The sequence below is a fragment of the Azospirillum baldaniorum genome, from assembly GCF_003119195.2.
GTDB lineage: Bacteria > Pseudomonadota > Alphaproteobacteria > Azospirillales > Azospirillaceae > Azospirillum > Azospirillum baldaniorum.
Window position 1 is genome coordinate 2043944 of sequence record NZ_CP022253.1, and the last position, 25852, is coordinate 2069795.

General features: G+C 69.5%; 28 protein-coding genes. 17 read left to right on the forward strand and 11 right to left on the reverse strand.

Going from position 1 to position 25852, the window contains the following annotated elements; translation table 11 throughout:
- Window positions 1-6: 6 nt before the first annotated feature.
- The 3 genes from tilS to eno all read right to left on the reverse strand — a co-directional run bounded on the left by tilS (window position 7) and on the right by eno (window position 3776).
- Window positions 7-1368: a tRNA lysidine(34) synthetase TilS gene (gene tilS / locus Sp245p_RS09660; protein WP_246119755.1), complete on the reverse strand. Its 1362-nt coding sequence runs from the start codon at window positions 1366-1368 to the stop codon at window positions 7-9.
- Between the two features lie 8 nt (window positions 1369-1376).
- Window positions 1377-2276: a tol-pal system protein YbgF gene (ybgF, locus tag Sp245p_RS09665; RefSeq protein ID WP_014240201.1), complete on the reverse strand. Its 900-nt coding sequence runs from the start codon at window positions 2274-2276 to the stop codon at window positions 1377-1379.
- Between the two features lie 222 nt (window positions 2277-2498).
- Window positions 2499-3776 (reverse strand): phosphopyruvate hydratase, encoded by a 1278-nt coding sequence (eno, locus tag Sp245p_RS09670; RefSeq protein ID WP_014240200.1) that lies wholly within the window; start codon window positions 3774-3776, stop codon window positions 2499-2501.
- Window positions 3777-4100: 324 nt separating this feature from the next.
- On the opposite strand from eno, the gene pqqA reads away from it, so the two are divergent.
- From pqqA to pqqE, 5 genes are all read left to right on the forward strand, one after another.
- Entirely contained in the window at window positions 4101-4181 is an 81-nt protein-coding gene (gene pqqA / locus Sp245p_RS09675; protein WP_014240199.1) for a pyrroloquinoline quinone precursor peptide PqqA, read from the forward strand.
- Window positions 4182-4249: 68 nt separating this feature from the next.
- Window positions 4250-5179, forward strand: coding sequence for a pyrroloquinoline quinone biosynthesis protein PqqB (gene pqqB / locus Sp245p_RS09680; protein WP_109138482.1), 930 nt, complete (start codon window positions 4250-4252; stop codon window positions 5177-5179).
- Entirely contained in the window at window positions 5176-5952 is a 777-nt protein-coding gene (gene pqqC / locus Sp245p_RS09685; protein WP_014240197.1) for a pyrroloquinoline-quinone synthase PqqC, read from the forward strand. Before pqqB ends, pqqC begins: the two co-directional genes overlap by 4 nt.
- On the forward strand, window positions 5949-6236 hold the full coding sequence (gene pqqD / locus Sp245p_RS09690; RefSeq protein ID WP_014240196.1) for a pyrroloquinoline quinone biosynthesis peptide chaperone PqqD: 288 nt from the start codon (window positions 5949-5951) through the stop codon (window positions 6234-6236). Before pqqC ends, pqqD begins: the two co-directional genes overlap by 4 nt.
- Window positions 6233-7339 carry a pyrroloquinoline quinone biosynthesis protein PqqE gene (gene pqqE, locus Sp245p_RS09695; protein WP_014240195.1) on the forward strand — a complete coding sequence of 369 codons (1107 nt, stop codon included), beginning with the start codon at window positions 6233-6235 and terminating at the stop codon, window positions 7337-7339. Before pqqD ends, pqqE begins: the two co-directional genes overlap by 4 nt.
- 67 nt (window positions 7340-7406) lie before the next feature.
- Here pqqE and Sp245p_RS09700 read toward each other — a convergent pair whose 3' ends face one another.
- The 6 genes from Sp245p_RS09700 to tpiA form a co-directional block, all read right to left on the reverse strand.
- A complete protein-coding gene (locus Sp245p_RS09700; protein WP_014240194.1) occupies window positions 7407-7844 on the reverse strand; it encodes a ComEA family DNA-binding protein in 438 nt (145 codons plus the stop codon).
- 106 nt (window positions 7845-7950) lie between these two features.
- On the reverse strand, window positions 7951-8778 hold the full coding sequence (gene kdsA, locus Sp245p_RS09705) for a 3-deoxy-8-phosphooctulonate synthase (RefSeq protein WP_014240193.1): 828 nt from the start codon (window positions 8776-8778) through the stop codon (window positions 7951-7953).
- Between the two features lie 103 nt (window positions 8779-8881).
- The gene (locus Sp245p_RS09710; RefSeq protein WP_014240192.1) at window positions 8882-9580 is read right to left on the reverse strand and encodes a dienelactone hydrolase family protein; all 699 of its coding nucleotides are present in this window, start codon (window positions 9578-9580) and stop codon (window positions 8882-8884) included.
- Window positions 9581-9723: 143 nt separating this feature from the next.
- The gene (locus Sp245p_RS09715; protein ID WP_014240191.1) at window positions 9724-11352 is read right to left on the reverse strand and encodes a CTP synthase; all 1629 of its coding nucleotides are present in this window, start codon (window positions 11350-11352) and stop codon (window positions 9724-9726) included.
- A gap of 160 nt (window positions 11353-11512) precedes the next feature.
- A complete protein-coding gene (secG, locus tag Sp245p_RS09720) occupies window positions 11513-11845 on the reverse strand; it encodes a preprotein translocase subunit SecG (protein WP_014240190.1) in 333 nt (110 codons plus the stop codon).
- A gap of 128 nt (window positions 11846-11973) precedes the next feature.
- On the reverse strand, window positions 11974-12729 hold the full coding sequence (gene tpiA, locus Sp245p_RS09725) for a triose-phosphate isomerase (protein WP_109138483.1): 756 nt from the start codon (window positions 12727-12729) through the stop codon (window positions 11974-11976).
- Between the two features lie 217 nt (window positions 12730-12946).
- On the opposite strand from tpiA, the gene Sp245p_RS09730 reads away from it, so the two are divergent.
- The 4 genes from Sp245p_RS09730 (at window position 12947) to Sp245p_RS09745 (ending at window position 18103) form a co-directional block, all read left to right on the forward strand.
- A complete protein-coding gene (locus Sp245p_RS09730; protein WP_014240187.1) occupies window positions 12947-14833 on the forward strand; it encodes a SurA N-terminal domain-containing protein in 1887 nt (628 codons plus the stop codon).
- A 24-nt stretch (window positions 14834-14857) separates the two neighbouring features.
- The gene (trpE, locus tag Sp245p_RS09735) at window positions 14858-16369 is read left to right on the forward strand and encodes an anthranilate synthase component I (protein WP_014240186.1); all 1512 of its coding nucleotides are present in this window, start codon (window positions 14858-14860) and stop codon (window positions 16367-16369) included.
- A gap of 7 nt (window positions 16370-16376) precedes the next feature.
- Window positions 16377-17180, forward strand: a complete 804-nt coding sequence (locus Sp245p_RS09740; protein WP_014240185.1) for a hypothetical protein — start codon at window positions 16377-16379, stop codon at window positions 17178-17180.
- A gap of 230 nt (window positions 17181-17410) precedes the next feature.
- On the forward strand, window positions 17411-18103 hold the full coding sequence (locus tag Sp245p_RS09745; RefSeq protein WP_014240184.1) for a T3SS effector IpaJ family cysteine protease: 693 nt from the start codon (window positions 17411-17413) through the stop codon (window positions 18101-18103).
- Between the two features lie 37 nt (window positions 18104-18140).
- On the opposite strand, the gene Sp245p_RS09750 is transcribed toward Sp245p_RS09745, so the two are convergent.
- Both Sp245p_RS09750 and Sp245p_RS09755 read right to left on the reverse strand, forming a co-directional pair.
- Window positions 18141-18344: a heavy-metal-associated domain-containing protein gene (locus tag Sp245p_RS09750; protein ID WP_014240183.1), complete on the reverse strand. Its 204-nt coding sequence runs from the start codon at window positions 18342-18344 to the stop codon at window positions 18141-18143.
- 27 nt (window positions 18345-18371) lie between these two features.
- Window positions 18372-19487 (reverse strand): divergent polysaccharide deacetylase family protein, encoded by a 1116-nt coding sequence (locus tag Sp245p_RS09755; RefSeq protein ID WP_014240182.1) that lies wholly within the window; start codon window positions 19485-19487, stop codon window positions 18372-18374.
- 203 nt (window positions 19488-19690) lie between these two features.
- Between Sp245p_RS09755 and Sp245p_RS09760 the strand changes: the two genes are divergently transcribed.
- The 8 genes from Sp245p_RS09760 to lexA all read left to right on the forward strand — a co-directional run bounded on the left by Sp245p_RS09760 (window position 19691) and on the right by lexA (window position 25830).
- A complete protein-coding gene (locus tag Sp245p_RS09760) occupies window positions 19691-20155 on the forward strand; it encodes an STY0301 family protein (RefSeq protein WP_014240181.1) in 465 nt (154 codons plus the stop codon).
- Window positions 20156-20324: 169 nt separating this feature from the next.
- Window positions 20325-20915 carry an anthranilate synthase component II gene (locus Sp245p_RS09765; protein ID WP_014240180.1) on the forward strand — a complete coding sequence of 197 codons (591 nt, stop codon included), beginning with the start codon at window positions 20325-20327 and terminating at the stop codon, window positions 20913-20915.
- Window positions 20912-21985 carry an anthranilate phosphoribosyltransferase gene (gene trpD / locus Sp245p_RS09770; RefSeq protein ID WP_014240179.1) on the forward strand — a complete coding sequence of 358 codons (1074 nt, stop codon included), beginning with the start codon at window positions 20912-20914 and terminating at the stop codon, window positions 21983-21985. The genes Sp245p_RS09765 and trpD overlap by 4 nt, the downstream gene beginning before the upstream one ends.
- Window positions 21982-22770 (forward strand): indole-3-glycerol phosphate synthase TrpC, encoded by a 789-nt coding sequence (gene trpC, locus Sp245p_RS09775; protein ID WP_014240178.1) that lies wholly within the window; start codon window positions 21982-21984, stop codon window positions 22768-22770. Before trpD ends, trpC begins: the two co-directional genes overlap by 4 nt.
- Window positions 22771-22805: 35 nt before the next feature.
- Window positions 22806-23267 carry a GNAT family N-acetyltransferase gene (locus Sp245p_RS09780; RefSeq protein ID WP_014240177.1) on the forward strand — a complete coding sequence of 154 codons (462 nt, stop codon included), beginning with the start codon at window positions 22806-22808 and terminating at the stop codon, window positions 23265-23267.
- Window positions 23264-23758, forward strand: a complete 495-nt coding sequence (gene moaC / locus Sp245p_RS09785) for a cyclic pyranopterin monophosphate synthase MoaC (protein WP_014240176.1) — start codon at window positions 23264-23266, stop codon at window positions 23756-23758. The genes Sp245p_RS09780 and moaC overlap by 4 nt, the downstream gene beginning before the upstream one ends.
- Window positions 23758-24975 carry a molybdopterin molybdotransferase MoeA gene (locus Sp245p_RS09790; RefSeq protein ID WP_014240175.1) on the forward strand — a complete coding sequence of 406 codons (1218 nt, stop codon included), beginning with the start codon at window positions 23758-23760 and terminating at the stop codon, window positions 24973-24975. The genes moaC and Sp245p_RS09790 overlap by 1 nt, the downstream gene beginning before the upstream one ends.
- Window positions 24976-25131: 156 nt before the next feature.
- Window positions 25132-25830, forward strand: a complete 699-nt coding sequence (gene lexA / locus Sp245p_RS09795; RefSeq protein WP_014240174.1) for a transcriptional repressor LexA — start codon at window positions 25132-25134, stop codon at window positions 25828-25830.
- Window positions 25831-25852: the final 22 nt, after the last annotated feature.

The following is a 25852-nucleotide window of genomic DNA, read 5'->3' on the forward strand; positions in this document are numbered from 1 at the left end:
CCCAGATTAAATAATGCCGACACGGTCCGAAACAACCGGAAAAGCTGGACCGGCCAACACCACCCCGGGCGCGTGCAAAGCGACCGCCGAAAGGGGGAATCCGGGCCGCGAAAAGCCCAGATGCGGCACTGCCGCCAGCCCGTTTCCGTCCCACAGCGCCGGCAACGTCTCGCGGACCGGTTCGGGCAGGCCGATGCGGCCCGAATCCGGGCCTGCGGACCGCACCCTTTGCCACCCTTCCCGCCCCAATGTTGCCACGGTCACCGCCCCACCCGCCCCCGCCGCCAGCCGAACGGCGAATCGGCGATCCCACCACACCTCTCCGCCGGGGGTAAGGCTCAGCCGTTCGGTGACCCCAACCGGCTCCCGCGCGATCACCAAATGCCCCTTCCGCGGCAGGATGCGGCAACCGCCCAGCGTGCGTCCCCGGAAGCGTTCCCCCGCGATCTCGGCGAACAGGCGCTCCGCCGCCTCGTCCTTCGGCGGGTAGGCGGCGCCCCCCGTCGCGGCGATGCAGCGGACCAGCGCGCGCAGGCCAAGCTCCTCCGGCGCTTCCAGCAGAGGCTTCGGATCCAGCCGCAGCCAGCCCTCCGGATGGACCTCCACGGCTTCGGCCAGCAGGGCGGCGGTTCCCGTCTCCAGGGCGTTGCGGGCCCGGGCGGCCCGGCGGGCGAGGTCGGCCAGACGCGGCGCGTCCAACCCCTCGGCGGCCAGCGCCTCTCCCGCCGCGCGCAGACGGGCGCGGGCGAAGCGTGGGTTGCGGTTGGACGGATCCTCGATCCACTCCTGACCGAAGGCGCGGCAGGTCGCCACCAGCCGTTTATGGGGCAGGTCCAGCAGCGGCCGGATCACCCGCACCGCACCGGCCGCGCGCACCGGCGCCATGCCGGCCAGCCCGTCGATTCCGGAGCCGCGGGAGAAGCGCAGCAGCACCGTCTCAGCCTGATCGTCGCGGTGATGGGCGAGCGCCAGATGAAGAACGCCCTCCTTGCGGCAGCGCTCGGCCAACAGGTGGTGGCGCGCGGCGCGGGCCGCCTCCTGGATGCCGCTCGCCGGTTTCTCGCCGTCCCAGCGCAGAATGGCGTGGGCGACGCCGCGGGCCTGGAGCCAGCCGCCCACCCGGGCGGCCTCCGCCGCGGATTCCGCGCGCAGGCCATGATCGACGATCAGCGCGAGGACATCCCCGCCCCGCTCCGCCGCCCATCGCTGGGCGAGCAGAACCAGCCCGAGGCTGTCCGCCCCACCGGATACGCCCACGGCCACGCGCGGCCGCGTCTCGAAGCCGCCCAGCCGGTCCATGCGGGCGGCGAATTCACTCGCGGAGATCGGCCCCGCGGTAATCGGCCCGGCCGGCTCGGACGCGTTCACCGCGCCCGTCAGGCGCAGTTCAGACGGCGGCGCTCGGTGTCGGCGCGGCGCTTCACACTGGCCGAGGCTTCGGGGAACTTGGTGATCAGCTGGTTGAAGGCCGTGCAGGCGTCCTTCTTCTGGTTCAGCTGCTGCAGCGACATGCCGAGCTTCAGCAGGTTGTCGGCCGCCTTGTTGTTCTTCGGATACTTTTGCACGCCCTCGGCGAAGGCGACGGCGGCGTCCTGGAACTTGTTGCGGACGTAGTAGGTCTCACCCAGCCAATACTGGGCGTTGCCGGCGAGCTGGTGACCCTTGTTCTTCGCCAGGAAGTCGCTAAAGGCCTTTTCCGCCTTGTCGTAGTCGGACTGGCGCAGCAGTTCGAAGGCGTGCTCGTACTGCTTCTCCGGGGTCGAGTTGGCGGGAAGCGGCGCCACGGCGGCAGTCTGCGCCGGCTTGTCGGCCGCCTTCTCCGGCGCCTTGGCGGCGCTGGGCGCCGCGGCCGGAGCCGCCGCGCTGGGCTTGGCCGGGGCGCCGAACGGGTCGCTGGCCGCCCCGCCGCCCTTGCTCTCCAGCTCCTTCAGGCGGAAATCGATGTCGCTGTTGACCCGCTCCAGCCGGTCCTTCATCTGCGAGATCTGATAGGTCGCCTCTTCGTAGCGCCCGGTCAGCTCCGACAGCGCGCGCTCCAGCTTCTGCAGGCGCACCTCGAAGTCCGCGGCCAGGGACGGCTGGATCTCGGCCGTCTGCCCCCGCGCGTAGGCGTTGCCCGGATAGGCCTGCGCCACCTCGACGTGCCCGCCCAGCGCCTCCACCCCCGACTCCAGCCGGTCCAGACGGTCCTGCAGCGAAGCCGTCTGCGCGAAGACGGAACCGCTGCACAGCAGGCCGCCAAGCAGCAGGGCGGCGAAAGAAGTGGTCTTGGTCATGCGTCGAGGGTCCTGTCCGGGCGGGGAATGCCGTCGTGGGAGGGTGGCGGCCCAAGCGGGCGAAACTATGGCGGCTGTTTACCAGAAGCGCGTACGCCTTGCACGGTGGTGATTTGGAAATCTCCCGCGCGACGGGCGCAACCCCGAAAGAGACGACAGAAAAAAGCCCCTTCCCGGTGTCCCGGGAAGGGGCTTTTCCCTCAGAAGGTCCTTAAGAGCGTCTTACGCCTTGAGGATGCCGCGGCCGGCGAAGCGGGCGGCGGTGCCGAGCATCTCCTCGATGCGGATCAGCTGGTTGTACTTGGCCAGACGGTCGGAGCGCGACAGCGAGCCGGTCTTGATCTGGCCGCAGTTGGTGGCGACCGCCAGATCGGCGATGGTGCTGTCCTCGGTCTCGCCCGAACGGTGCGACAGGACCGCCGTGTAGCCGGCCTTGTGCGCCATGTCCACGGCCTCCAGCGTCTCCGACAGCGTGCCGATCTGGTTGACCTTGACCAGGATCGAGTTGCCCACGCCCTTCCGGATGCCGTCCGCCAGACGCGCCGGGTTGGTGACGAACAGGTCGTCGCCGACCAGCTGCACCTTGCTGCCGATGGCGTCGGTCAGCGCCTTCCAGCCCTCCCAGTCGTCCTCGGCCATGCCGTCCTCGATCGAGATGATCGGGTAGCGGCCGACCAGATCGGCCCAGTAGGAGACCATCTGCTCGGGCGCCAGCGACTTGCCCTCGCCGGCCAGCTCGTACTTGCCGTTCTTGAAGAACTCGGTCGAGGCGGCGTCGATGGCCAGCATGACGTCGTCGCCCGGCTTGTAGCCGGCGGCCTCGATGGCCTTCATCACGAAGCCCAGCGCATCCTCGGTCGAGGCGAGGTTGGGGGCGAAACCGCCCTCGTCACCGACGTTGGTGTTGTGGCCGGCGTCCTTGAGCTTCTTCTTGAGCGCCTGGAAGATCTCCGAGCCCATGCGGATGGCCTCGGCGCCGGTCTCGGCGCCGACCGGCATGACCATGAACTCCTGGATGTCGATCGGGTTGTCGGCGTGGGCGCCGCCGTTGATGATGTTCATCATCGGCACCGGCAGCAGATTGGCAAACGCGCCGCCGACGTAGCGGAACAGCGGCAGCGCGGCTTCTTCCGCGGACGCCTTGGCGACGGCGAGCGAGACGCCGAGGATGGCGTTGGCGCCGAGGCGGCCCTTGTTGGGGGTGCCGTCCAGCTCGATCATGGCGAGGTCGAGGGCGCGCTGGTTGGAGCCGTCGAGGCCGGCGATGGCGTCGAAGATCTCGCCGTTGACCGACTCCACGGCCTTCAGCACGCCCTTGCCGCCGTAACGGCCCTTGTCGCCGTCGCGCAGCTCCACCGCCTCGTGCGCGCCGGTCGAGGCGCCCGACGGGACGGCGGCGCGGCCGAAGGCGCCGGATTCGAGCAGGACGTCCACCTCGACGGTCGGGTTCCCACGGCTGTCGAGGATCTCGCGGGCGTGGATTTCGGTAATGGCGCTCATGTTTGTCCTTCCTCCGCGTTGCGCGCGTCCACTGGATGATCTTTCCAGGTGGATGATCTTTCCAGGCGAAAAAGAAGCGCGCGGGCTTGATAGCCCTGCGTGCGGGGGGATGCAAGGCCGCTGGGGCGCAACAACGCGCGGAAGGACGCCCGGACGGTGGAGCACCCCTATCCGGTTGTGCAGCGCACCTGCTTCCAAAGTCGCATAGACCACCTTGTCCCGTACCCGTAGCGTTCTAACGTTCGCTAGCGGGGCCGCCCGCGGCGGGCGGCAACAGCCCCTGGGAATCATCCCAAGACCAATCCAAGCGCGGAGGACCCACCCATGAAGACCTGGCGCAAGCCCCAGATCGTCGAAATCGCCGTCGGCACCGAAATCAACGCCTACGCCTGCGCCCGCCTCTGAGCGCCGGCCGGTTCCCATGCGTGACGACCGCCGCCTGATTCGGGCCGCCTGATTAGGGAAGGCACCCCATGCTGACGATCCTCGTCCTTGGCTCCGCCGCGGGCGGCGGTTTTCCCCAGTGGAACTGCAACTGCGCGGGCTGCCGCCGCGCCCGCTCCGGCGACCCGGCGGCCCGGCCGCGCACCCAGTCGTCGCTCGCCGTCAGCGGCGGCGACGGGCGCTGGCTGCTGCTGAACGCCTCGCCGGACATCGGCCAGCAGATCCTCGCCAACCCGGCGCTGCACCCGCAGACCGCCGTGCGCCACAGCCCCATCGCCGCGGCGGTGCTGACCAACGCCGACATCGACCATGTGGCGGGCCTGCTGACGCTGCGCGAATCCCAGCCGCTCGCCGTCTACGCCACCGACCGGGTGCATGGCGTGCTGGAAGCGAACGCCGTCTTCCGCGTGGTCAACCCGGATCTGGCGCCGCGCCGCGCCATGGCGCTCGACCGGCCCTGGGTTCCCGCCGACGCCGCCGGAACCCCCTTCCCCTTCGAGATCGAGGCCTTCGCCGTGCCCGGCAAGGTCGCGCTCTACCTGGAGGACCCATCCGCCGCCGGCTTCGGCTCGGTGGCGGAAGACACGGTGGCTTTGCGCATCCGCGACCGCAACGGCGACGGGGAGTTCTTCTACATCCCCGGCTGCTCGGCCATGCCGGGCTGGCTGGCCGACCGGCTGCGCGCGGCGCCGCTGGTGCTGTTCGACGGTACGACCTGGACCGACGACGAGATGATCCGCGCCGGCACCGGCAGCAAGACCGGCCAGCGCATGGGCCACATGGCGATGTCCGGCCCGGACGGCTCCATCGCCGCCTTCGCGGGGCTGGGCGTGCGGCGCAAGGTCTTCGTCCACATCAACAACACCAACCCGGCGCTGCTGGACGACTCGCCCGAACGGGCCGCCGCCATCGCCGAAGGTTGGGAGATCGCCCACGACGGGATGGAGTTCACGCTATGACGTCACTGCTGTCGCGCGAAGGTCTGGAACGCGAACTGCGCGCCATCGGCGAGCGCCAGTACCATGACCTCCACCCCTTCCACAAACTGCTGCACGGCGGAAAGCTGAAGCGCGGGCAGGTCCAGGCCTGGGCGCTGAACCGATTCTACTATCAGGTCTGCATCCCCAAGAAGGATCTGGCCCTGATGGCGCGGATGGACGATCCGGCGCTGCGCCGCATCTGGATTCAGCGCGTGCTCGACCATGACGGCTTCGGCGAGAGCCGGGAGCGCGAGGAGGGCAAGGTCGGCGGAATCGAGCGCTGGCTGCGCCTGACCGACGGGCTGGGGCTGGACCGCGACTATGTCACCTCGCTGAGGGGCATCCTGCCGGCGACCCGCTACGCCGTCGATTCCTACGTCAATTTCGTGTCGGGCAAATCGACGCTGGAGGCCGTCGCCTCGTCCCTGACCGAGCTGTTCGCCCCGGCCATCCACCGCGAGCGCATCGCCGGGTTCGAGGCCTATTACGCCTTCGCCAACGACGCCACCCTGTCCTACTTCCGCAAGCGGCTGGACGAGGCGCCGCGCGACGTCGAGTTCGGGCTCGAATACGTGCTCGACAACGCCCGGACACCGGAGCAGCAGCAGCAGGTGATCGCCGCGCTGCGCCACAAGGCGGAACTGTTGTGGGCGCAGTTGGACGCGCTGCACCACGCCTATGTGTCGCCCGGCCTGATCCCGCCCGGCACCTTCGTGCCGGACGACATGGAACCGCCGGTCTACGCGCGATGACGGACGGCGTGAGCGAGGAGGACCGGGTCCGGCTGGCCCCCGGCGTCATGCTCCGCCAGGACCGGGTGCGCGGCCACTGGCAGCTTCTGGGGCCGGAGCGCGTGCTGATTCTGGACGAGGTGGCGCTGGAGGTGGTGCGGGCCGTCACCGCGCAGCCTCCGGCAACGGTGGGCACGGCCATCACCGCGCTGGCCGCGCAATTCGACGCGCCGCGGGAGGAGATCGCCGCGGATGTGTTGGAAGTGTTGGGCGACATGATCACGAAGGGGTTCCTGACCCGATGACCTTCTGTGGCGCCACGACCGGACTCGAACCGCCGCTGGCCCTGCTGGCGGAACTGACGCACCGCTGCCCGCTGCGCTGCGCCTACTGCTCCAATCCGCTGGCGCTCGAGCCGGCCAGCCGCGAGCTGGACACCGCCGCCTGGTGCCGCGTGCTCGACGAGGCGGCGGAACTCGGCATCATCCAGGTGCATTTCTCTGGCGGCGAGCCGACGGCGCGCAAGGACCTGGAGGCGCTGATCGCCCACGCCACCGCGGCCGGGCTCTACGCCAACCTCATCACTTCGGCGGTGCTGCTCGACCGGGCGCGGCTGGAGCGGCTGCGCGACGCCGGGCTCCAGCATGTGCAGATCGGCTTCCAGGACACGGTGCCGGCCAAGGCCGAACTGATCAGCGGCTTCCCCGGCGGTCAGCCGAAGAAGCTGGAGGTGGCGCGCGCGGTCACCGACGTTGGCATGGCGCTGACCGTCAACGCCATCGTGCAGCGCCACAACATCGACCGGGTGGACGATTTCATCGACATGGCGCTGGAGCTGAAGGCCGGCCGGATCGAGATCGCCAACGTCCAGTATTACGGCTGGGCGCTGAAGAACCGGGCCGCCCTGATGCCGACCCGCGAGCAGCTGGTCCGCATGGACGAGCGGGTGCGCGCCCGCCTGCCGGAGCTGAAGGGCCGGCTGGTCGTCGATTACGTGGTGCCCGACTATTACGCCAAGCGCCCCAAGGCCTGCATGGGCGGCTGGGGTCGCAAGTTCCTGAACGTGACGCCCAGCGGCTCGGTTCTGCCCTGCCACGCCGCCGAAACGATTCCCGGCATGACGTTCGACCGGGTGACGGAGCGCCCGCTGGCCGACATCTGGGCCAACTCCGCCGCTTTCCAGCGCTACCGCGGCACCGACTGGATGCCGCAGCCTTGCCGGAGTTGCGACCAGAAGGAGATCGACTGGGGCGGCTGCCGCTGTCAGGCGCTGGCGCTGACCGGAAGCGCCGACAACACCGACCCGGTGTGCGACCTGTCGGAGCATCACGGCCTGTTGGGCGACATCGCCGCGACGGGCGGCGGCACAACCGAGGCGCCGATCACCTACCGGAGCTTCAGCCTGTAAGGGCGGGCCTCGAAGCCATAGCTCTCCCCCCTGGGCAGGGGGTGCCCGGAGGGGAGAGGGGATTGGCTCACTTCTTCGGGGCGGTCGCCGCCGAAGCGTTGGTCTTGGAGCCGCCGACCGCGGCAATGCGGCCCTTGATGTCGTCGTAGACGTTCTGCGGCACGATCTTCTTGCTGACCAGCTCGTCCTTGGAACGGTAAGGGCGGTTCTTCACGATGGCCTCGGACCGCGCCTCGCCGATTCCCGGCAAGGTCTGAAGCTCGTCCTTGCCGGCGGTGTTGAGGTCGATGACCTTGGCCTTCGCCGTCGACGATGACGACCCGCTGCCCATTGGCGGCGCCGTGGTCGTGCCGCTGTGACCCGGCGGCATGGCCGGCTTGGCCTGCGGCATGGGTGTGGTCGAAGGCGTTGCGGACGGCGCGGTCGATTGCGCGAGGGCGGGAACGGCGATCATCGCGCCAACACTGGCGATGGCGGCGATGGCGCACAGGCGGATCGGCTTCATGGCGTTGCTCCATGGCTCAATCCGCGGGCGCTCCAGCGGAAGCGCGGCGCCCGCGGTGTCTGGGCAACGCCGGGAACGGCACGCCGTTCCGAAACCTGTCCTTTCGTCAGCTCTTCGCCAGACGGTCGAAGGCCTGGAGGCGCGCCAGCAGGGCCGGCATCTCCTTCAGCGGAACCATGTTCGGCCCGTCGCTGGGCGCGCAGTCCGGATTCTCGTGGGTCTCCATGAAGACCGCGGCGACGCCCACGGCGATGGCGGCGCGCGCCAGCACCGGAACGAACTCGCGCTGGCCGCCTGAGGTGGTGCCCTGCCCGCCCGGCTGCTGCACGGAATGGGTGGCGTCGAAGACCACCGGGAAGCCGGTCTCCGCCATGATCGGCAGGGACCGCATGTCCGACACCAGCGTGTTGTAGCCGAAGCTGGCGCCGCGCTCGCACAGCAGCACCTTGTCGTTGCCCGACGCCACCAGCTTCGCCGCGACATTCTTCATGTCCCAGGGGGCGAGGAACTGGCCCTTCTTGACGTTGACCACCCGGCCCGTCTTGGCGGCGGCGATCAGCAGGTCGGTCTGACGGCACAGGAAGGCGGGGATCTGCAGGACGTCCATCACCTCGGCCACCGCGGCGCACTGGTCCGCCTCGTGCACGTCGGTGATCACCGGGCAGCCGAACCGCTCCTTGATCTCGGCGAAGATCGGCAGCGCCTTGTCCATGCCGAGGCCGCGCGCCGTACTGATGGAGGTCCGGTTGGCCTTGTCAAAAGAGGACTTGTAGATCAGCCCGATGCCCAGCGCGCCGGTCATCTCCACCAGAGCCGCCGCCGTCTCCAGCGCGTGGTCGCGGCTTTCCATCTGGCACGGGCCGGCGATCAGGGTGAAGGGCCGGTCGTTGGCGATGGTCAGGTTGCCGATCTGGACGGTCTTGGCGGTGGTCATCCCGTGCTCTCCAAAAAGCAATGCGAGGGGACGCATGCCGAAGGCCCCCTCGCGCTGCCCATTCCTTCCCAGATATTGGCAATCCCGGTCAACCGGAATGGCGTCAACCCAGATGCTGCTTGAAGAAGGCTGCCGTGCGTCCGTTGGCGAGTTCCGCCGCCTCGGCGTCGAAATGGGCGCCGCCGGCGCGGGCGAAGGCGTGGTCCACGCCGGGATAGACATGGGCGGTGACGTTCGGGTTGCCCTTCACCGCGGCCAGGATGGTCTCCCGCGCTTCTGGCGGAACGAACTGGTCCTTCTCGGCGATGTGCATCAGCAGCGGCTTGGTGATGCTCGCCGCCTCGCCGGCCAGACCGTCGAGACCCACGCCGTAATAGCTGACGTTGGCGTCGGAATCGGAACGCGCCGCCATCATGAAGGCGAGCCGTCCACCCAGGCAGTAGCCGACCGCCCCCGCCTTGCCCGTGCAATCCGGATTCTGGCGCAGCCACGCGAGCGTGGCCTTGAGGTCGTCCACCGCCTTGTCCTGATCCATGCCGTTCATCAGGGCGAAGGCGCGGTTCCACTCCTCCTGGGTCTTGTCGGTGATCTGCACGCCCGGCTCCTGCCGCCAGAACAGGTCCGGGCAGACGGCGAGCCAGCCCTGGGCGGCGAAGCCGTCGCACAGGTCGCGCATAACCTGATTGACCCCGAAGATTTCCTGGATGACGACGAGTCCCGGCACCGGCCCGCCGCCCGCCGGCTTGGCCACATAGGCGGAAAAGCTGCCGCCGTCGCCGGCGGGAATGCTGATGTCGGTCATGGTTGTGTCCCTTCCCTTGGTTTTTTCCCTGGCCCGTAACGCAAAAGCGGCGGCCGTTGGCTCGGCCGCCGCTGTCACTATACCCACCGGAAACCCGGAACCGGAACACGCGGGGGAGAAATGCCCTCCCCCGTTCGGTCACATCACACCAGCCGGCTCTGCTCGATCGCCGCCTTGATGAAGGAGGTGAAGAGCGGGTGCGGGTCGAAGGGCTTGGACTTCAGCTCCGGGTGAAACTGCACGCCGATGAACCAGGGGTGGTCCGGGATCTCGACGATCTCGGGCAGCTCGCCGTCCGGCGACAGGCCGGAGAACAGCAGGCCGACCTTCTCCAGACGGTCCTTGTAATAGACGTTCACCTCGTAGCGGTGGCGGTGCCGCTCGGTGATGTCGGTGGTGCCGTAGACCTCCGCGACCTTGCTGCCGGGGACCAGCTTCGCCGGATAGGTGCCGAGACGCATGGTGCCGCCGAGATCGGTGCCCTCCGTGCGCTTCTCCAGGCTGTTGCCGCGCATCCACTCGGTCATCAGGCCGACCACCGGGTTGCCGGGCTTGCCCAGCTCGGTCGAGCCGGCGTCGACGATCCCGGCCATGTTGCGGGCCGATTCGATCACCGCCATCTGCATGCCGAAGCAGATGCCGAAATACGGCACCTTGCGCTCGCGGGCGAACTGGGCGGCGCGGATCTTGCCCTCCGTGCCGCGCGAGCCGAAGCCGCCCGGCACCAGGATGCCGTGGACGTTCTCCAGCCGCTGGACGGCGGTGTCGTCCTCGAAGATCTCCGAGTCGATCCAGTCGAGCTTGACCTTCACGTTGTTGGCGATGCCGCCATGGGTCAGCGCCTCGGCCAGCGACTTGTAGCTGTCGAGCAGGCTGGTGTACTTGCCGACGACGGCGATGGTCACCTCGCCCTGCGGCTTGCGCACGCGCTCGACGATGCTGGTCCAGCGCGAGAGGTCCGGCTTGCCCTCGGTCGGCAGGCCGAAATAGGCCAGAACCTGGGTGTCGAAGCCTTCCTCGTGATAGCTGACCGGGACCTGATAGATCGAATCAACGTCCAGGGCAGCGATGACGCGCTCCGGACGGATGTTGCAGAACAGCGCGATCTTCTTGCGCTCGTTCTCCGGAATCGGACGGTCGGCGCGGCAGAGCAGGATGTTGGCCTGAATGCCCATGCCCAGCAGCTCCTTCACGGAATGCTGCGTCGGCTTGGTCTTCAGCTCGCCCGCCGTCGGGATGTAGGGCAGCAGGGTCAGGTGGATGAACAGGGCGTTCTCCGGACCGACCTCATTGCCAAACTGGCGGATGGCCTCCAGGAAGGGGGTCGACTCGATGTCGCCCACCGTGCCGCCGATTTCGCAGAGGATGAAGTCCTCGTCGGTCGTCTCGGCGCCGATGAAATCCTTGATCTGGTCGGTGACGTGCGGAATCACCTGCACGGTCGCGCCCAGATAGTCGCCGCGGCGCTCCTTGGCGATCACGTTCGAATAGATGCGGCCCGTGGTGATGTTGTCGCCACGGCGCGCGGCCACGCCGGTGAAGCGCTCGTAATGGCCGAGGTCGAGGTCGGTCTCAGCGCCGTCGTCGGTCACATAGACCTCGCCGTGCTGGTACGGGCTCATCGTGCCGGGGTCCACGTTCAGGTACGGGTCCAGCTTGCGAAGCCGCACCTTGTAGCCGCGCGCCTGGAGAAGCGCCCCAAGCGCCGCCGACGCCAGACCTTTGCCCAGCGAGGAAACGACGCCACCGGTGATGAAGATGTAGCGAGTCATGTCCGTCCGAAGACCTTCAGAGCCTGATCCGTTCCCCGAATTCGGACCGTCCCCCGGGCGCTGCCCAGATCGACGATCCTCAAAAGAAAGAGGCGGCTTCGGGGGAGGCCGCCTCGCATCGGACCCGGCCGGAGCCGCGTCGCGTTTTGCCGGGCCGCGTTTACTGGGCGACCGGCGGGGCGGGCTGCGCCGGCGCGGCCGGCTGGGCGGGGGCCGCCGGGGCCACGGGCTGGGCCGGCATCGTGTCGATGATCGAGGTCGGCGCCCTGTGCGCGCCCGCCAGGATCGCCAGGACCAGGCTGGTCGCCATGAAGCAGCCCGCCAGGATGCCGGTGGTCCGCGTCAGCAGATTGGCGGTGCCGCGGGTGGACATCATGCCCCCCATATTGCCGCCGCCGATGCCGAGACCGCCGCCTTCCGATCGCTGGATCAGGATGACCCCGACCAGCGCCAGGGCGATCAGCAGGTGAATGACCAGAAGCACCGATTCCATGCAGCCCGTTCCCTTGATCCCTTCCCGGAGCGGTCCGCAGGGACCGCCCAAACCAACAGCGCGCCACGGACCTTGGCAAGGGCCCGTGGCGCGCGCCCACTGTTTTTAACGCGGTCCTGCGCGATATGCTAGCGGCAACTGGTGGCGATCGCCCAGAAATCGTCCGCCTTCAGCGCGGCCCCACCGACCAGCGCGCCGTCCACATTCTCCACCGCCATCAGTTCCGCCGCGTTGCCCGGCTTCACCGAACCGCCGTAGAGGACCCGCACCGCGTCGGGATCGGCGGTCTTGCCGGCCAGCTCCGCCCGGATGTGGGCGTGCATCGCCTTGACGTCGTCGGGCGTGGCGGTCTTGCCGGTGCCGATGGCCCAGACCGGCTCGTAGGCGATGACGGTGTTCGCCGCGGTGGCGCCCTCCGGGATCGAACCCTTGAGCTGGCTGGCGACCACGCTGTTGGCCTGCCCGGCGTCGCGCTGGGCCTCCGTCTCGCCGACGCAGATGATGGCGATCAGGCCCGCCTTGTGGGCGGCGGCGGCCTTGGCGGCGACCTGCGCGTCGGATTCGGCGTGGTCGGCGCGGCGCTCCGAATGGCCGAGGATGACGTAGCGGCAGCCGGCGTCGGTCAGCATGGCCGGGCTGACGTCGCCGGTGTGCGCGCCGGAGGTCTTGGCGTGGCAATCCTGCGCGCCCAGCGCCAGCGGGCTGCCGGAAATGGCGTCGCCCACCGGGAACAGCAGCGGGAAGGGCGGGCACACCAGCATGTCGAAGGCGACCGTTCCGGCCCCCGTCAGGCGCCCGGCGAGATCCGAGGCCAGATCCAGCCCATCGGCCTTCAGCCCGTTCATCTTCCAGTTCCCGGCAATCAGTTTGCGGCGTGCGGCCATGGCGTTTTCGTCCTCCGGCTCTCGTTTGTTGGGTGCGGGTGTTCGTTGGCAAAGTGCGCCCCCTGTCTAGCAAGGAGTGCGGGGCATTTCCACCCGTCCAACGGGTTCTTTCCGATGGGGAATCGCGGGGGAAATGGGGTGTTGCCGGGCTTTCGCGGGGTGCCTATGATGCCGCCCCGGCCGCAGGGCCGCCCTTTGCGCACTCACTTCGGGTCCCATGCTTCAGTTCATCCGCACTTACGCCGGTTCGTGGGTCGTCAAGATCCTGTTCGTGCTCCTCATCGTCAGCTTCGCGGCCTGGGGCATCGGCGACATGATCCGCACAGGCGGGATCTCCAGCACCGTCGCGTCCGTCGGCAAGGTGGACATCGACCGGGCGGAGCTGGACCAGGAGTTCCGCCGCCAGATGGAGCGGCTGCGCCCCATGCTGGGCGGCAACCTGACGACGGAGCAGGCGCGCCAGTTCGGCCTGCTCGACCAGTCGCTGTCGGCGCTGGTGCAGCGCGCGCTCTACGATCAGGCGGCGCGCGACGCCGGGATCTCGGTCGGTCCGGACGTGGTGCGCCAGCGCATCGCCGAGGAGCCGGCCTTCCGCAACGCGCAGAACCAGTTCGACGCGGCCCAGTTCCGCAGCGTGCTGCGCAACAACCAGCTCACCGAGGACGGCTACGTCGCCCTGCTGCGCCGTGAGACCGCGCGCGAGCTGGTCGCCGGAGCGGTCGGCGCCGGGGTGACTCCGCCGAAGCCGCTGGTCCAGGACCTCTACCGCTTCCGCGGGGAGCGCCGCGTGGCCGAGGTGGTCACCCTGCCCAACGCCGCCATCGGCGACGTCGGGGTGCCCGACGAGGCGGAGCTGACCCGCTATTACGAGGACCATCAGGTCCGCTTCACCGCGCCGGAATACCGCGCGCTGAGCATCGCCCAGCTCTCCGCCGACGAGATCGCCAAGGACATCCGGATCTCCGACAACGAACTCCGCGCCGCCTATGACGAGCGTGCCGACGAGTTGGGCACGCCGGAGCGCCGCACGGTGGAGATGGTCCTGGCCGATGACGAGGCGAAGGCGAAGCAGATCGCCGAGGCCGCCAAGACCAAGGGCCTGACCGCCGCCGCCAAGGACGCCGGGACCGACGTCATCACGCTCGACAACGTCACCCGCAACGAGCTGCCGGAGATCGGCGACGCCGCCTTCGCGCTGGCCCAGGGTGCCGTCAGCGACGCGGTGCGCAGCGGGCTGGGCTGGCACGTCCTGACGGTCACCGCCATCCAGCCGGGCGCCACCAAGAGCTTCGAGGAGGCCCGCGACCAGCTCCTGGCCGAGCTGCGCAAGGAGAAGGCGATGGATTCGCTCTACTCCATCGCCAACCGGGTCGAGGACCAGCTCGCCAGCGGCGCCCCGCTGGAGGAGGTCGCCCAGGCCCAGTCGCTGCCCATCGCCAAGATCGCCGCGGTCGACAGCAGCGGCAAGGCGCCGGACGGCAAGGACGCCGCCCCGGGCCGCGCGAACTTCGCCGCCATGGTGCAGACCGCCTTCCAGCTCGCCTCCGGCGCCACCTCGAACCTGACCGAAGCGCCCAACAACGTCTTCTACACCGTGCGCGTCGACGGCGTGACCCCCGCCGCCGCCAAGCCGCTGGCCGAGGTGCGCGATCAGGCCATCGCAGGCTGGCAGGACGACAAGCGCGCCAAGCTGGCCGCCGAGAAGGCCCAGGACATCGCCGCCAAGCTGAAGCAGGGTTCGGAAGCCGCGGCGCAGGACGTCGCCAGCCAGTCCGGCGCCAGCTTCGCCATGACCACGCCCTTCACCCGCGACGCCCGTTCGGTCGAGGGGCTGCCGGGCGAGCTGGTGCGCAAGCTGTTCGAGGTGAAGCCCGGCGAGACGGTGACCGGCGCCACCGCCGACAGCCAGGTCGTCGCCCGCCTGAAGGAGATCATCCCGGCGGACCCGGCGGCGGCCGACGCCACGCTGGCGACCGTGGAGAGCACCGTCGCCCAGGGGCTGGAAAGCGACATCATGGCCCAGTTCGGCAACGCGCTGCGCAACAGCTACCCGGTCGAGGTTCACCGCAACCGCATCGACCAGTTCTTCGCCAGCGGTAACTAACCACACTCAATCGAGGCCCGTCCCGTGAAGGTTCAGCCGGAATTCGCCGCCTTCCACACCGCTTATGAGGCCGGCAAGCCGCAGGTGGTGTGGACCACGCTGGTCAGCGATCTGGAGACCCCCGTCTCCGCCTACATGAAGCTGGCCGACGGGCGCCCCTTCGGCTTCCTCTTCGAATCGGCGGAGCGCGGGGCGGGGTCGCGGCGCGACCGCTACTCGGTGATCGGCTTCAAGCCCGATCTGGTGTGGCGCTGCCGCCGCGACCGGGCGGAGGTGAACCGCAACGCCCTGCACGACCGCGACGCCTATGAGCCCATCGACGCCGCCCCGCTGGAGTCGCTGCGCGCCCTCATCAACGAGAGCCGCATCGACCTGCCGGACGCCCTGCCGCCGATGGCTGCCGGGCTGTTCGGCTACCTGACCTACGACATGGTCCGGCTGATGGAGCGGCTTCCGGACGACAACCCGGACGAGCTGGGCATCCCCGACGCCATCCTGTCCCGCCCCAGCATCGTCGCCATCTTCGACAGCCACACCGATTCGGTGACTCTGGTCACCCCGGTCTGGCCGAAGCCGGGGGTTGACGGCGCCGCCGCCTACGGCGACGCCCGCGAGCGTCTGATGGACGCGGTGGCCGATCTGGAGCGCCCCCTGCCCTACCGGCGGGAGCCGCGGACCAAGGACGGGCTGCCGCTCGCCTGGACCTCCAACACGACGCGCGAGGAGTATCACGCGATCGTCGAGCGGGCGAAGGAGTACATCCGGGCCGGCGACATCTTCCAGGTCGTGCCGTCCCAGCGCATCCGCTTTCCCTTCAAGCCGTCGCCGCTGGCGCTGTACCGCACGCTGCGCCGCCTGAACCCGTCGCCCTTCCTCTTCCACTGCGACTTCGGCGAGCTGTCGGTCGTCGGCTCCAGCCCGGAGATCCTGGTGCGCGTGCGCGACGGCAATGTGACCGTCCGCCCCATCGCCGGCACCCGCAAGCGCGGCGCCACGGCGGCGGAGGACCAGGCGCTGGCCGAGGACCTGCTGAGCGACCCCAAGGAGCTGGCCGAGCATCTGATGCTGCTCGACCTCGGCCGCAACGACGTGGGCCGCGTGGCGCGCACCGGCACCGTCAAGGTGACGCAGAAGATGATCGTGGAGCTGTACAGCCACGTCATGCACATCGTCTCCAACGTCGAAGGCGACCTCGACCCGAAGCACGACGCGCTGGACGCGCTGATCGCCGGCTTCCCGGCCGGCACCGTCTCGGGCGCGCCGAAGGTCCGCGCCATGCAGATCATCGACGAACTGGAGAAGGCCCGCCGCGGCGTCTACGCCGGCTGCGTGGGTTATTTCGGCGCGTCGGGCGCCATGGACACCTGCATCGCGCTGCGCACCGCCGTTCTAAAGGACGGCATGATGTATGTGCAGGCCGGCGGCGGCGTGGTCGCCGACAGCGATCCGGAGGCCGAGTATCAGGAGACCGTCAACAAGTCGATGGCCCTGATCCGCGCCGCGGAGGAAACCGTCCGCGAGACCTCCGCCCAGTAAGGACCGCATGCCCCTCGATGCGCTGCTGCTGCCGCTGATCGTCAAGATCGTGGCGGCGGCCCTGGTCGTCGTCGCCGCCTCGCTGGCGGCGGAGAAGGCCGGCCCCTTCTACGGCGGCATGATCACCGCCCTGCCCGTCTCGACCGGCCCGGCCTTCGTGATGCTCGCGATGGAGCATGACGACGGCTTCGTCGCCGACGCCGCCCTGTCGGGAATGGTCGGGAACGCCACGATCGTCCTCTATCTGGCGCTTCTGGTGCGGATCGCCCCGCTCTGGAGCATGCCGGCGACGGTCATCGCCAGTTCCGTCTTCTGGATCGCCACAGCGGCCACTCTGCGCTCCGCCGTCGAATGGACGCTGCCGCTGGCCCTGCTGCTGACGCTGGGCTGCTACGGGATCGCCGCCTGGGCGGTGTCGGCGCCGATCCCGGCGGACAAGGTAGTCCGGACGGCACGATCGCGCTGGTACGACATCCCGGCCCGCGCCGGTCTCGTCGGCCTTCTGGTCGCGACGGTGACCACGCTCAGCCACAGCATCGGCCCGGCGGCCACCGGAATCGCCGCGGTGTTCCCCATCGCCCTGACCAGCCTGACGGTGATCCTGCACGGCCGCATGGGCGGCGGCGTGGTCGCCGCGGCGATGCGCAGCGCGCTGCTGACCAACCCCGGCCTCGCCCTGGCGCTGACCACCGCCCATCTGCTGGCCGAACCCGCCGGACGCACCGTGGCGCTGAGCGTCGCCCTGGCGGTGTCGCTGTCCTGGGCCGGCATCCTGCTTCTCTGGCGGTTGCGCCGTCCACAGGCGGCCTGATCGCCGACATCGAAAGCGGTTCCTTCCACAGCCCTCCTCACCGCCGCCGACGCGGACCCGCCTCGGTGACCGCGGGGCGCCCGCGTGATGGCGCGCACCATTCCCCCCGCACCTTTGATCCGCGGAACCTGGCCACCGATGATGCTCAAGCCATCGGCGCATGGCATTTCACGACGATCCGCGCCGGGCCGTCCTGGAGGCAGAGTTCGAGTCGACAAAGGACCAGCCCGATGCCCAACATCGCCTTCAATTTCGCGCAACCCGGCGGAAGCAATGCTTGCGGCGCCTATGCACTGACGGCCGCGCTGACCGCCCTCCCGTCCGTGGCGAGCGCCAACTATCCCATTACGCTGTGCCACAGCACGCCCAGAACGAGAATGCTGACGCCCCCGGTCACCATCAATGGAAGCGAGGCCGGTCATGCCCTTGCGGGCAAAATCTACAAGATCACAGGCGATCTCGACATCGCCGGCTCTTTGGGGTCGATGAGCGTCGCCTACGAGGACGGCCCCGATCTGCAGAATTCGCCGTCCGCTCTTGCCTACGTCGCCAAGCAATTCGGGCTGACCGTCACCGTCAACATCATCAAGGATGCCAACACGAAGGCATCCACCTGCCAGACGATGGCCAGTCTTCTTCTCCAGGATTTCGATGACGAGGTGCGCCGCTGCATGCTGAGCGCCACGGTCAACGGCGAAGGAGGCAACGGCGTACTCAACGGTGTGGACTACGCCGCTCCGGGTTCCGATGAAGTGCACCTGCTCTGCGTGGCCCAGGGCAAAAGCATGCATTGGCTGACGCGAGGAACGAACGGCTTCTACGATCCCGGCGACGCGACCATCAACGCCTGGACCATCGCCGCCGATGGGACGATGACCGGCGGAGGCTACACCTTCACCGGAATCTGGATCGTCCTGAAGTAGGTTTTTTCCAGCCCGGCTGAATGCGCCTGACGCCTCCTCAGGCTTGGCCGCCGAAATCGAAGCCGGCGCCCTCCACGGCCTTCTTCACCGTCTCAGGGGCGACTCCTCCCTCCACGGCCACGGTGCCGGCGTCGAGGTCCACCGTCACGGCGGCGCCCGGCGCCAGTTTGCCGATGGCGTTGGTGACGGAACGGGCGCAGCCGCCGCAGGTCATGCCGCCGACCTTGTAGGTATCAGCCATGGAACTCTCCTCAAGCGGGACCGGCGGTCACCCGCCGGTGTGGTGGGCGCGCACGACGGCGCTGACCGGAACCAGGACGAAGCCGCGTTTCTGCACCTCCGGCATCCAGGAGGCCAGTGCGTCGATTGTCGCATCGTGCGGGTGGCCGATGGCGATGGCGTAGCCCTGCTTGCGCGCCACCTGCTCCGTCTTGGCGAGCTGGCTGCGCACCGCCGGCACGGTCATCTCGTTGTCCAGGAAGATGTCGCGTCCGGCGAAGGGCATCTGAAACTCCCGCGCGAGGGTCAGGCCGGCGCTCTTCGCGGTGGTCCGGCTGTCCAGCCACAACAGGCCGCGGCGCGCGATCTCCCCCAGCACGGGCGCCATGGCCGCGGAATCGGCGGTGAAGCGGCTGCCCATGTGGTTGTTCACCCCGACATAGCCGTCGAAGCTGTCCAGCGCCGCCTTGGTCCGGCGCAGGATTTCGCCCTTGTCGAGCGACACGCGCAGCGCCTGCGGTCCCGGATCGGCGGAGCCGCTGGGTTCCATGGGCAGGTGCAGCATCAGCTCGTGCCCGGCGGCGCGGGCGGCGCGGGCCTGGGCCGGCAATTCGTGGGCGTAGGGCAGCCACGCCAGCGTCAGCGGCGCCGGCAGCGACACCGTGCGGTTCGAGCGCTTGCGGTCCACCCCCATGTCGTCGATGACGATGGCGATGGCCGGCTTGCCCGGCGGAGCGCGGAAGGGCAGCGCGTTCTTCTTCCACAGCGGCGAGCCGGGGCCCACCTTCGGTGGTTCCAGCGGGGCGACGGGAGGCGGCAGCATCGCCACCACCGGCTTCGGCGTCAGGGCCGGCGGCGGGGGCGGCGCGGGAACCGGAACGGGGGCCGGGGCCTCGGTCACCTGGGGAGGCGGCGCGGGAACCGGCGCCGGAGCGGGTTCGACCTCGCGAACCGGCGGAGGCGGAGGCGGCGCTTCGGCGACCTTGGGCGGCGGCGCCTTGATCGGCGAAGCGGGGGCGATGACCGGCGCCTCCCGCTCCACCACGGTCTCCATCTTCGGCGCGTCGCGCCCGATGATGAATCGCGCGCCGAGCGCCACCGCGAAGACCGCGATCACCCCGGCCAGCGCCAGCAGGACCGGCGAGACGGCGCGCCCCGATGCCATCCGTCCGGATGCGGAGGCGGGCGTTTTCGGCGATGGCTTCCGTACCGCGGCTTTCTGGGGCTTGCGCGGCGTTTTTTTGGCCATGGGAAAGAATCTCGAACCCTGGTTTCCGGTTTGCGCGCAAGGTGGCACCCCCGCTCCGTCCCTGCAACAGCGGAGCGGGGTGGAGGCCTCCACCGGCTGGGACTATGCTGTGACCCGCCATGCCCCGCACTCTGATCCTCCTGACGCTCCTCGTCACCGCCACCGTCGGCCCCGTCCTCGCGAACGAGGTCCGCTGCCCGGCCAGCCTGACCGTGCAGGCCCAGCCGGAGGCGCCGGGCGGCTGGTCGCCCTACGCGGCGAAGGACCAGCACGCCTTTGCCGGCGTCGCGCTGGTGGAGGGCGACCGGGCGGCGCAGATGACGTCTCCCGCCCTGGCCCCCGCACCGGCGGCGCTGGAGCCGGACCGCAGCCTGCGGCGGGGCCGCTCGGAAATCCGGCAATGGGACTTCCCCGCCGCGCGGCGCGACAACGTCTTCCTGATCTGCCGCTACGCCGGGACGCAGGCCACGCTGGCCATCGAACTGCCGCGCACGGTGCGGCGCTGCCAGATCACCGAGGAGACCGACGCGCGCGGCATCGTCCTGGACAAGCCGGCGACGGCGCCGCAGTTCCTCTGCCGCTGATTCTCCGCCGAGTCGAGGTTCGGACGGGCTGGAAATCCACCGCTCCAGCCGCTAGGGTACCCGCCTTGGAACAAGGCCGGAACGCTATTCCGGGACGATCGGGCCGGGAACAATGGACCCGAGACCGACGGACCGGAAACGACAGGCCGGAAGGATGCCGGGGCGCCCCATGCTGCTGCTCATCGATAATTACGACAGCTTCACCTACAACCTCGTCCATTACCTGGGCGAACTGGGCGCCGAACTGGACGTCCGCCGCAACGACAGCCTGACGGTGGAGGAGGCCATGGCGCTCCGCCCCGAGGGAATCGTGCTGTCGCCCGGCCCCTGCGATCCGGACAAGGCGGGCATCTGCCTGCCGCTGATCGACGCCGCCGCCAAGGCCGGCGTTCCGCTGATGGGTGTGTGCCTGGGCCATCAGGCCATCGGGCAGGCCTTCGGCGGCACGGTGCTGCGCGCGCCGGTGCCGATGCACGGCAAGGTCGACCGCATGTTCCACCAGGGGCGCGGCGTCCTGAAGGACCTGCCCTCGCCCTTCCGGGCCACCCGCTACCACTCGCTGATCGTCGAGCGCGCCACCCTGCCCGCCTGCCTGGAGGTGACCGGCGAGACGGAGGACGGGCTGATCATGGCGCTGTCCCACTGCGAGTTGCCGATCCACGGCGTGCAGTTCCACCCGGAAAGCATCGAGAGCGAGCACGGGCACAAGATCCTGGAAAACTTCCTGAACACGACCCGCCGGCTGGAGACCGCCGCATGAGCACGCCGTCCGCGCCGCACGGCGACCTGACCGACATGAAGGCCATCCTCGCCAAGGTCGCCGCCGGCAATGCCCTGAACGAGCCGGAGGCCGCGCTGGCCTTCGACATCATCATGTCGGGCAACGCCACCCCGTCGCAGATGGGCGGATTCCTGATGGCGCTGCGGGTGCGCGGCGAGACGGTGGACGAGATCACCGGCGCCGCCCGCGTCATGCGTGCCAAGGCGATCCCGGTGGAGGCCCCGGACGGCACCATCGACACCTGCGGCACCGGCGGCGACGGCTCGGGCACCTACAACATCTCGACCGCCGCGGCGGTCGTCATCGCGGCCTGCGGCGTGCCGGTGGCCAAGCACGGCAACCGCGCCATGTCGTCCAAGTCGGGCGCCGCCGACGTGCTGGGTGCGCTGGGAGTCAACCTGGACTGCGACATGGGTCTGGTGCGCAAGGCCCTGTGGGACGCGCGCATCGGCTTCCTGATGGCGCCGCGCCATCACCTCGCCATGCGCAACGTCGGCCCGACCCGCGTCGAGCTGGGCACCCGCACCATCTTCAACCTGCTGGGTCCGCTGTCCAACCCGGCCAGCGCCAAGCGCCAGCTTCTCGGCGTCTACGCCAAGCAGTGGGTGGAGCCGCTGGCCCATGTGCTGAAGCGCCTGGGGTCGGAGGCCGCCTGGATCGTCCATGGCTCCGACGGGCTGGATGAGATCACCACCACCGGCCCGACAACCGTCGCCCAGCTCAAGGACGGCGAGGTCACGGTGTTCGAGATCGAGCCGGAGCAGGCCGGCATCTTCCGTGCCCGGCCGGAGCTTCTGAAGGGCGGTGACGCCCATGTGAACGCCGAGGCCATCCGCGCGCTGTTCGACGGCGTCCAGGGCGCCTACCGCGACATCGTTCTGCTGAACGCCGCCGCCGCGCTGCATGTGGCGGGCAAGGCCGGCGACCTGAAGGAGGGCGTCGAGCAGGCCCGCCACGCCATCGACAGCGGTGCCGCCCGCGCCGTGCTCCAGCACCTCGTGTCCATCACCAATTCGTCCATCTCCAACGAACCGGTTGCCGCGCCATGAGCGACGTCCTGACCCGCATCTGCGACGACAAGCGCGCGCTGGTCCAAGCCCGCAAGTCCGCCCGTCCGCTGTCCGCGGTGGAGGATGCCGCCCGCGCCGCCGACCCGGCGCGCGGCTTCATCCGCGCCCTGCGCCGCACGGTGGACGGGGGCCGCTACGGCCTGATCGCCGAGATCAAGAAGGCCAGCCCGTCGAAGGGCCTGATCCGCCCGGACTTCGACCCGCCGTCGCTGGCGCGCGCCTACCGCGAGGGCGGCGCCACCTGCCTGTCGGTGCTGACGGACGAGCCTTACTTCCAGGGCTGCGACGACTATCTGCTGGCCGCCCGCGCCGCGGTGGACCTGCCGGTGCTGCGCAAGGACTTCATGGTCGATCCCTACCAGATCGCCGAATCCCGCGCGCTCGGCGCCGACTGCATCCTGATCATCATGGCAGCGCTGAGCGACGCGCAGGCCGCGGAGATCGAGGGCGCCGCCATCGCCTGGGGCCTGGACGTGCTGGTCGAGGTGCACAACCGCGAGGAGTTGGACCGGGCCTTGGCGCTGAAGACCCCGCTTCTCGGCGTGAACAACCGGAACCTGAAGACTCTGGCGGTGGACATCGCCACGACCGAGGAACTGGCGGCCCACGTGCCAGCCGATCGGATGCTGGTGGCCGAAAGCGGTCTCTACAGCCCGGCGGACCTGTCGCGCATGGCGGCTGTGGGCGCGCGTTGTTTCCTGGTCGGTGAATCGCTGATGCGGCAGGAGGATGTGACCGCGGCCACCCGCGCCCTGCTCGCCTGACACCAAATAAAAAAGCAATGGGGAGGAGCGACGCCGTGCCGAACGTGACCATTGCCCGTGAAAGCCCGCTCCAGGACGAGGTGGTCCGGCTCATCGAGGAACTGGACCGCTATCTGGGCGACTTATACCCGGCCGAGAGCAACCATCTGCTCGACCTGCAATCGCTGGCGAAGCCGGACATCCGTTTCCTGGTCGCCCGGCGGTCGGGAACCGTGGTCGGCTGCGGCGCCATGCGCATCGACACCGACGGCGGCTATGGCGAGGTCAAGCGGATGTTCGTCCAGCCAACCGCGCGTGGCGGCCAGATCGGGCGCCGCCTTCTGGAGCGCATCGAGGACGAGGCGCGCGCCGCCGGCCTGTCGGCGTTGTTGCTGGAAACCGGCGTCTATCAGGACGAGGCCATCGCCCTCTACCGCAAGCAGGGCTTCACCGACCGCGGCCCGTTCGGCCCCTATGGCCCGGACCCGCTGAGCCTGTTCATGGAGAAACCCCTATGACCGACCAGCCCGCAAGCGGCTTCACCCATTTCGACGCCGAAGGCCGCGCGGTCATGGTGGACGTGTCCGACAAAGCGGATACGGAACGCACGGCGACCGCCCGCGGCTCCGTCCTGATGCAGCCGGAAACGCTGGCGCTCATTCTCCAGGGCGGCGTCAAGAAGGGCGACGTGCTGTCGGTGGCCCGGCTGGCCGGCATCATGGGGGCCAAGCGCACGCCGGACCTGATCCCGCTGTGCCACCCGCTGATGCTGACCTCGGTCAAGGTGGACCTGACCTGCGACCCCGAGCGCAACGCCGTGGACATCACCGCCACCTGCAAGCTGAGGGGCCAGACCGGGGTGGAGATGGAGGCGCTGACCGCCGTGTCGGTCGCCGCGCTCACCGTCTACGACATGTGCAAGGCGGTGGACCGCGGCATGACCATCACCGAGGTGAAGCTGCTGCACAAGGCCGGCGGCAAGAGCGGCGAATGGGGGAGCGCGGACTGATGCTGCAGGTCGGTGAAGCCCGCGCCCGCATTCTCGCCGCCTTCACCGCCCTGCCGGCGGAGACGGTGCCGCTGCCCGACGCGCTGGGGCGCGTCCTGGCGGAGCCCGCCGTCGCCCGGCTGACCCAGCCGCCCTTCGCCGCCGCGGCCATGGACGGCTGGGCCGTCCGCTCCGCCGACATCGTCCCGGCTTCGGCGGACGCGCCGGTCACCCTGCGCCGCATCGGCGAGTCCGCCGCCGGCCACGCCTTCGCCGGATCGGTTGGAGCCGGCGAGGCCGTGCGCATCTTCACCGGCGCGCCCCTGCCCGCCGGCGCCGACGCCGTGGTGATGCAGGAGGATTGCGAGGACGCCGGGGATCGCGTGCGCGTCGGGCGCGCCGTGCCCGCGGGGCGCTTCATCCGTCCCGCCGGACTGGACTTCACCGCGGGAGAGGAGTTGCTTCCCAAGGGACGGCTGCTCACCGCCCGCGACGTCGCCCTGGCCGCCGCGGCCAACCTGCCCTGGCTGCGCGTCCACCGCCGACCGCGGGTCGCCGTGCTCGCCACCGGGGACGAGATCGCCCTGCCCGGCGATCCGCTGGGACCGAGCCAGATCGTCAGTTCCAACGCGCTCGGCCTGTGCGCGCTGGTCGCCAGCCAGGGCGGGCTCGCCCACAATCTCGGCGTGGCCAAGGACGATCCGGAGCATCTCGCCGCCATGGCCGCCGGGGCGGCCGGCTGCGACCTGCTGGTGACCACGGGCGGCGCCTCGCAAGGCGAGCACGACCATGTGCGCGATGTGCTGGGCGGGCTGTCGTTGGATTTCTACCGCGTCGCCATGAAGCCCGGTAAGCCGTTGATTTTCGGGACGGCGAGCGGCGTGCCGCTGCTCGGCCTGCCCGGCAATCCGGTGTCCACCGGGGTGGCCGCCCTGCTGTTCCTGGTGCCCGTCCTTCGCCGTCTCCAGGGGTTGCCCGCCGAGAACGCCACGCTCACGGCGCGGCTTGGCGCGCCGCTGAAGGCCAACGACGACCGCACGGATTTCCTGCGCGCCACCCTGTCCACCGGGGCGGACGGCGAGCCCGTCGCCACCCCCTTCCCGCGCCAGGACAGCGCGATGATGTCCCGGCTGGCCCGGGCCGACGCCCTGATCGTCCGCGAGCCGCAGGCAACCGCCGCCGCCGTGGGCGACCGCGTGACGGTGATCCCGCTGAGCGGCGGTGTCCTGTCGCTTTAATCCGTTCCGCACGGGAAATCCATTTGGGAGTCCTGTCCGTCGATTTGCGATTGATTTCATCCGTAGGGCTTGACGGGGGTTAAGAACCAAACTAGAACAAGATGGAACGTTTTGCTTTTGTTCCATATCTAGTGCGGAACCGGCCGGGAGGCACAAATGCTCACGCGCAAGCAGCATGAATTGCTGCTTTTCATCAACGAGCGGCTCGGACAGGGCGGTGTGTCCCCTTCCTTCGACGAAATGAAGGACGCTCTCAACCTGAAGTCCAAGTCGGGCATCCACCGCCTCATCACGGGGCTGGAGGAGCGCGGCTTCATCCGCCGCCTGCCCCACCGCGCCCGCGCGCTGGAGGTGCTGCGCCTGCCGGAGGGGCTTGAGACCGCCCGCACCCGGCCGCCGCGCGCCAAGTTCCAGCCCAACGTCATCAAGGGCGACTTCAGCTTCGCGGGACGCGAGGCGAACCCGGCGTCCGAATCCGTGCAGTTGCCGCTCTACGGCCGAATCGCCGCGGGCACGCCCATCGAGGCGTTGCGCGACGGTTCCGCCTTCGTGGACATTCCCGCCGCCATGCTCGGCATGGGCGACCACTACGCGCTGGAAGTCGCCGGCGATTCCATGGTGGAGGCCGGCATCCTCGACCATGACACGGTGGTCATCCAGCGCTGCGACAGCGCGGAGAACGGCTCCATCGTCGTCGCCCTGGTCGACGACGCCGAGGTCACGCTGAAGCGCCTGCGCCGCAAGGGCAACACCGTGGCGCTCGAACCGGCCAACGCCGCCTACGAGACCCGCATCTTCGGCGCCGACCGCGTTCGGGTGCAGGGTCGCCTCGTCGGTCTGGTGCGGAAGTACTGACGGCAGGACGCGCCGGGGCGGC

Coding starts and splice junctions, on each gene's coding strand:
- trpD (WP_014240179.1), top strand. CDS start 20,912: ATGAGCACGCCGTCCGCGCCGCACGGCGACCTGACCGACATGAAGGCC.
- Sp245p_RS09755 (WP_014240182.1), bottom strand. CDS start 19,487: ATGGCATCGGGGCGCGCCGTCTCGCCGGTCCTGCTGGCGCTGGCCGGG.
- Sp245p_RS09745 (WP_014240184.1), top strand. CDS start 17,411: ATGCCCAACATCGCCTTCAATTTCGCGCAACCCGGCGGAAGCAATGCT.
- Sp245p_RS09740 (WP_014240185.1), top strand. CDS start 16,377: ATGCCCCTCGATGCGCTGCTGCTGCCGCTGATCGTCAAGATCGTGGCG.
- Sp245p_RS09750 (WP_014240183.1), bottom strand. CDS start 18,344: ATGGCTGATACCTACAAGGTCGGCGGCATGACCTGCGGCGGCTGCGCC.
- pqqA (WP_014240199.1), top strand. CDS start 4,101: ATGAAGACCTGGCGCAAGCCCCAGATCGTCGAAATCGCCGTCGGCACC.
- pqqB (WP_109138482.1), top strand. CDS start 4,250: ATGCTGACGATCCTCGTCCTTGGCTCCGCCGCGGGCGGCGGTTTTCCC.
- ybgF (WP_014240201.1), bottom strand. CDS start 2,276: ATGACCAAGACCACTTCTTTCGCCGCCCTGCTGCTTGGCGGCCTGCTG.
- Sp245p_RS09730 (WP_014240187.1), top strand. CDS start 12,947: ATGCTTCAGTTCATCCGCACTTACGCCGGTTCGTGGGTCGTCAAGATC.
- Sp245p_RS09715 (WP_014240191.1), bottom strand. CDS start 11,352: ATGACTCGCTACATCTTCATCACCGGTGGCGTCGTTTCCTCGCTGGGC.
- lexA (WP_014240174.1), top strand. CDS start 25,132: ATGCTCACGCGCAAGCAGCATGAATTGCTGCTTTTCATCAACGAGCGG.
- secG (WP_014240190.1), bottom strand. CDS start 11,845: ATGGAATCGGTGCTTCTGGTCATTCACCTGCTGATCGCCCTGGCGCTG.
- eno (WP_014240200.1), bottom strand. CDS start 3,776: ATGAGCGCCATTACCGAAATCCACGCCCGCGAGATCCTCGACAGCCGT.
- trpC (WP_014240178.1), top strand. CDS start 21,982: ATGAGCGACGTCCTGACCCGCATCTGCGACGACAAGCGCGCGCTGGTC.
- pqqD (WP_014240196.1), top strand. CDS start 5,949: ATGACGGACGGCGTGAGCGAGGAGGACCGGGTCCGGCTGGCCCCCGGC.
- Sp245p_RS09790 (WP_014240175.1), top strand. CDS start 23,758: ATGCTGCAGGTCGGTGAAGCCCGCGCCCGCATTCTCGCCGCCTTCACC.
- Sp245p_RS09765 (WP_014240180.1), top strand. CDS start 20,325: ATGCTGCTGCTCATCGATAATTACGACAGCTTCACCTACAACCTCGTC.
- kdsA (WP_014240193.1), bottom strand. CDS start 8,778: ATGACCACCGCCAAGACCGTCCAGATCGGCAACCTGACCATCGCCAAC.
- Sp245p_RS09760 (WP_014240181.1), top strand. CDS start 19,691: ATGCCCCGCACTCTGATCCTCCTGACGCTCCTCGTCACCGCCACCGTC.
- pqqC (WP_014240197.1), top strand. CDS start 5,176: ATGACGTCACTGCTGTCGCGCGAAGGTCTGGAACGCGAACTGCGCGCC.
- Sp245p_RS09700 (WP_014240194.1), bottom strand. CDS start 7,844: ATGAAGCCGATCCGCCTGTGCGCCATCGCCGCCATCGCCAGTGTTGGC.
- Sp245p_RS09710 (WP_014240192.1), bottom strand. CDS start 9,580: ATGACCGACATCAGCATTCCCGCCGGCGACGGCGGCAGCTTTTCCGCC.
- pqqE (WP_014240195.1), top strand. CDS start 6,233: ATGACCTTCTGTGGCGCCACGACCGGACTCGAACCGCCGCTGGCCCTG.
- tpiA (WP_109138483.1), bottom strand. CDS start 12,729: ATGGCCGCACGCCGCAAACTGATTGCCGGGAACTGGAAGATGAACGGG.
- moaC (WP_014240176.1), top strand. CDS start 23,264: ATGACCGACCAGCCCGCAAGCGGCTTCACCCATTTCGACGCCGAAGGC.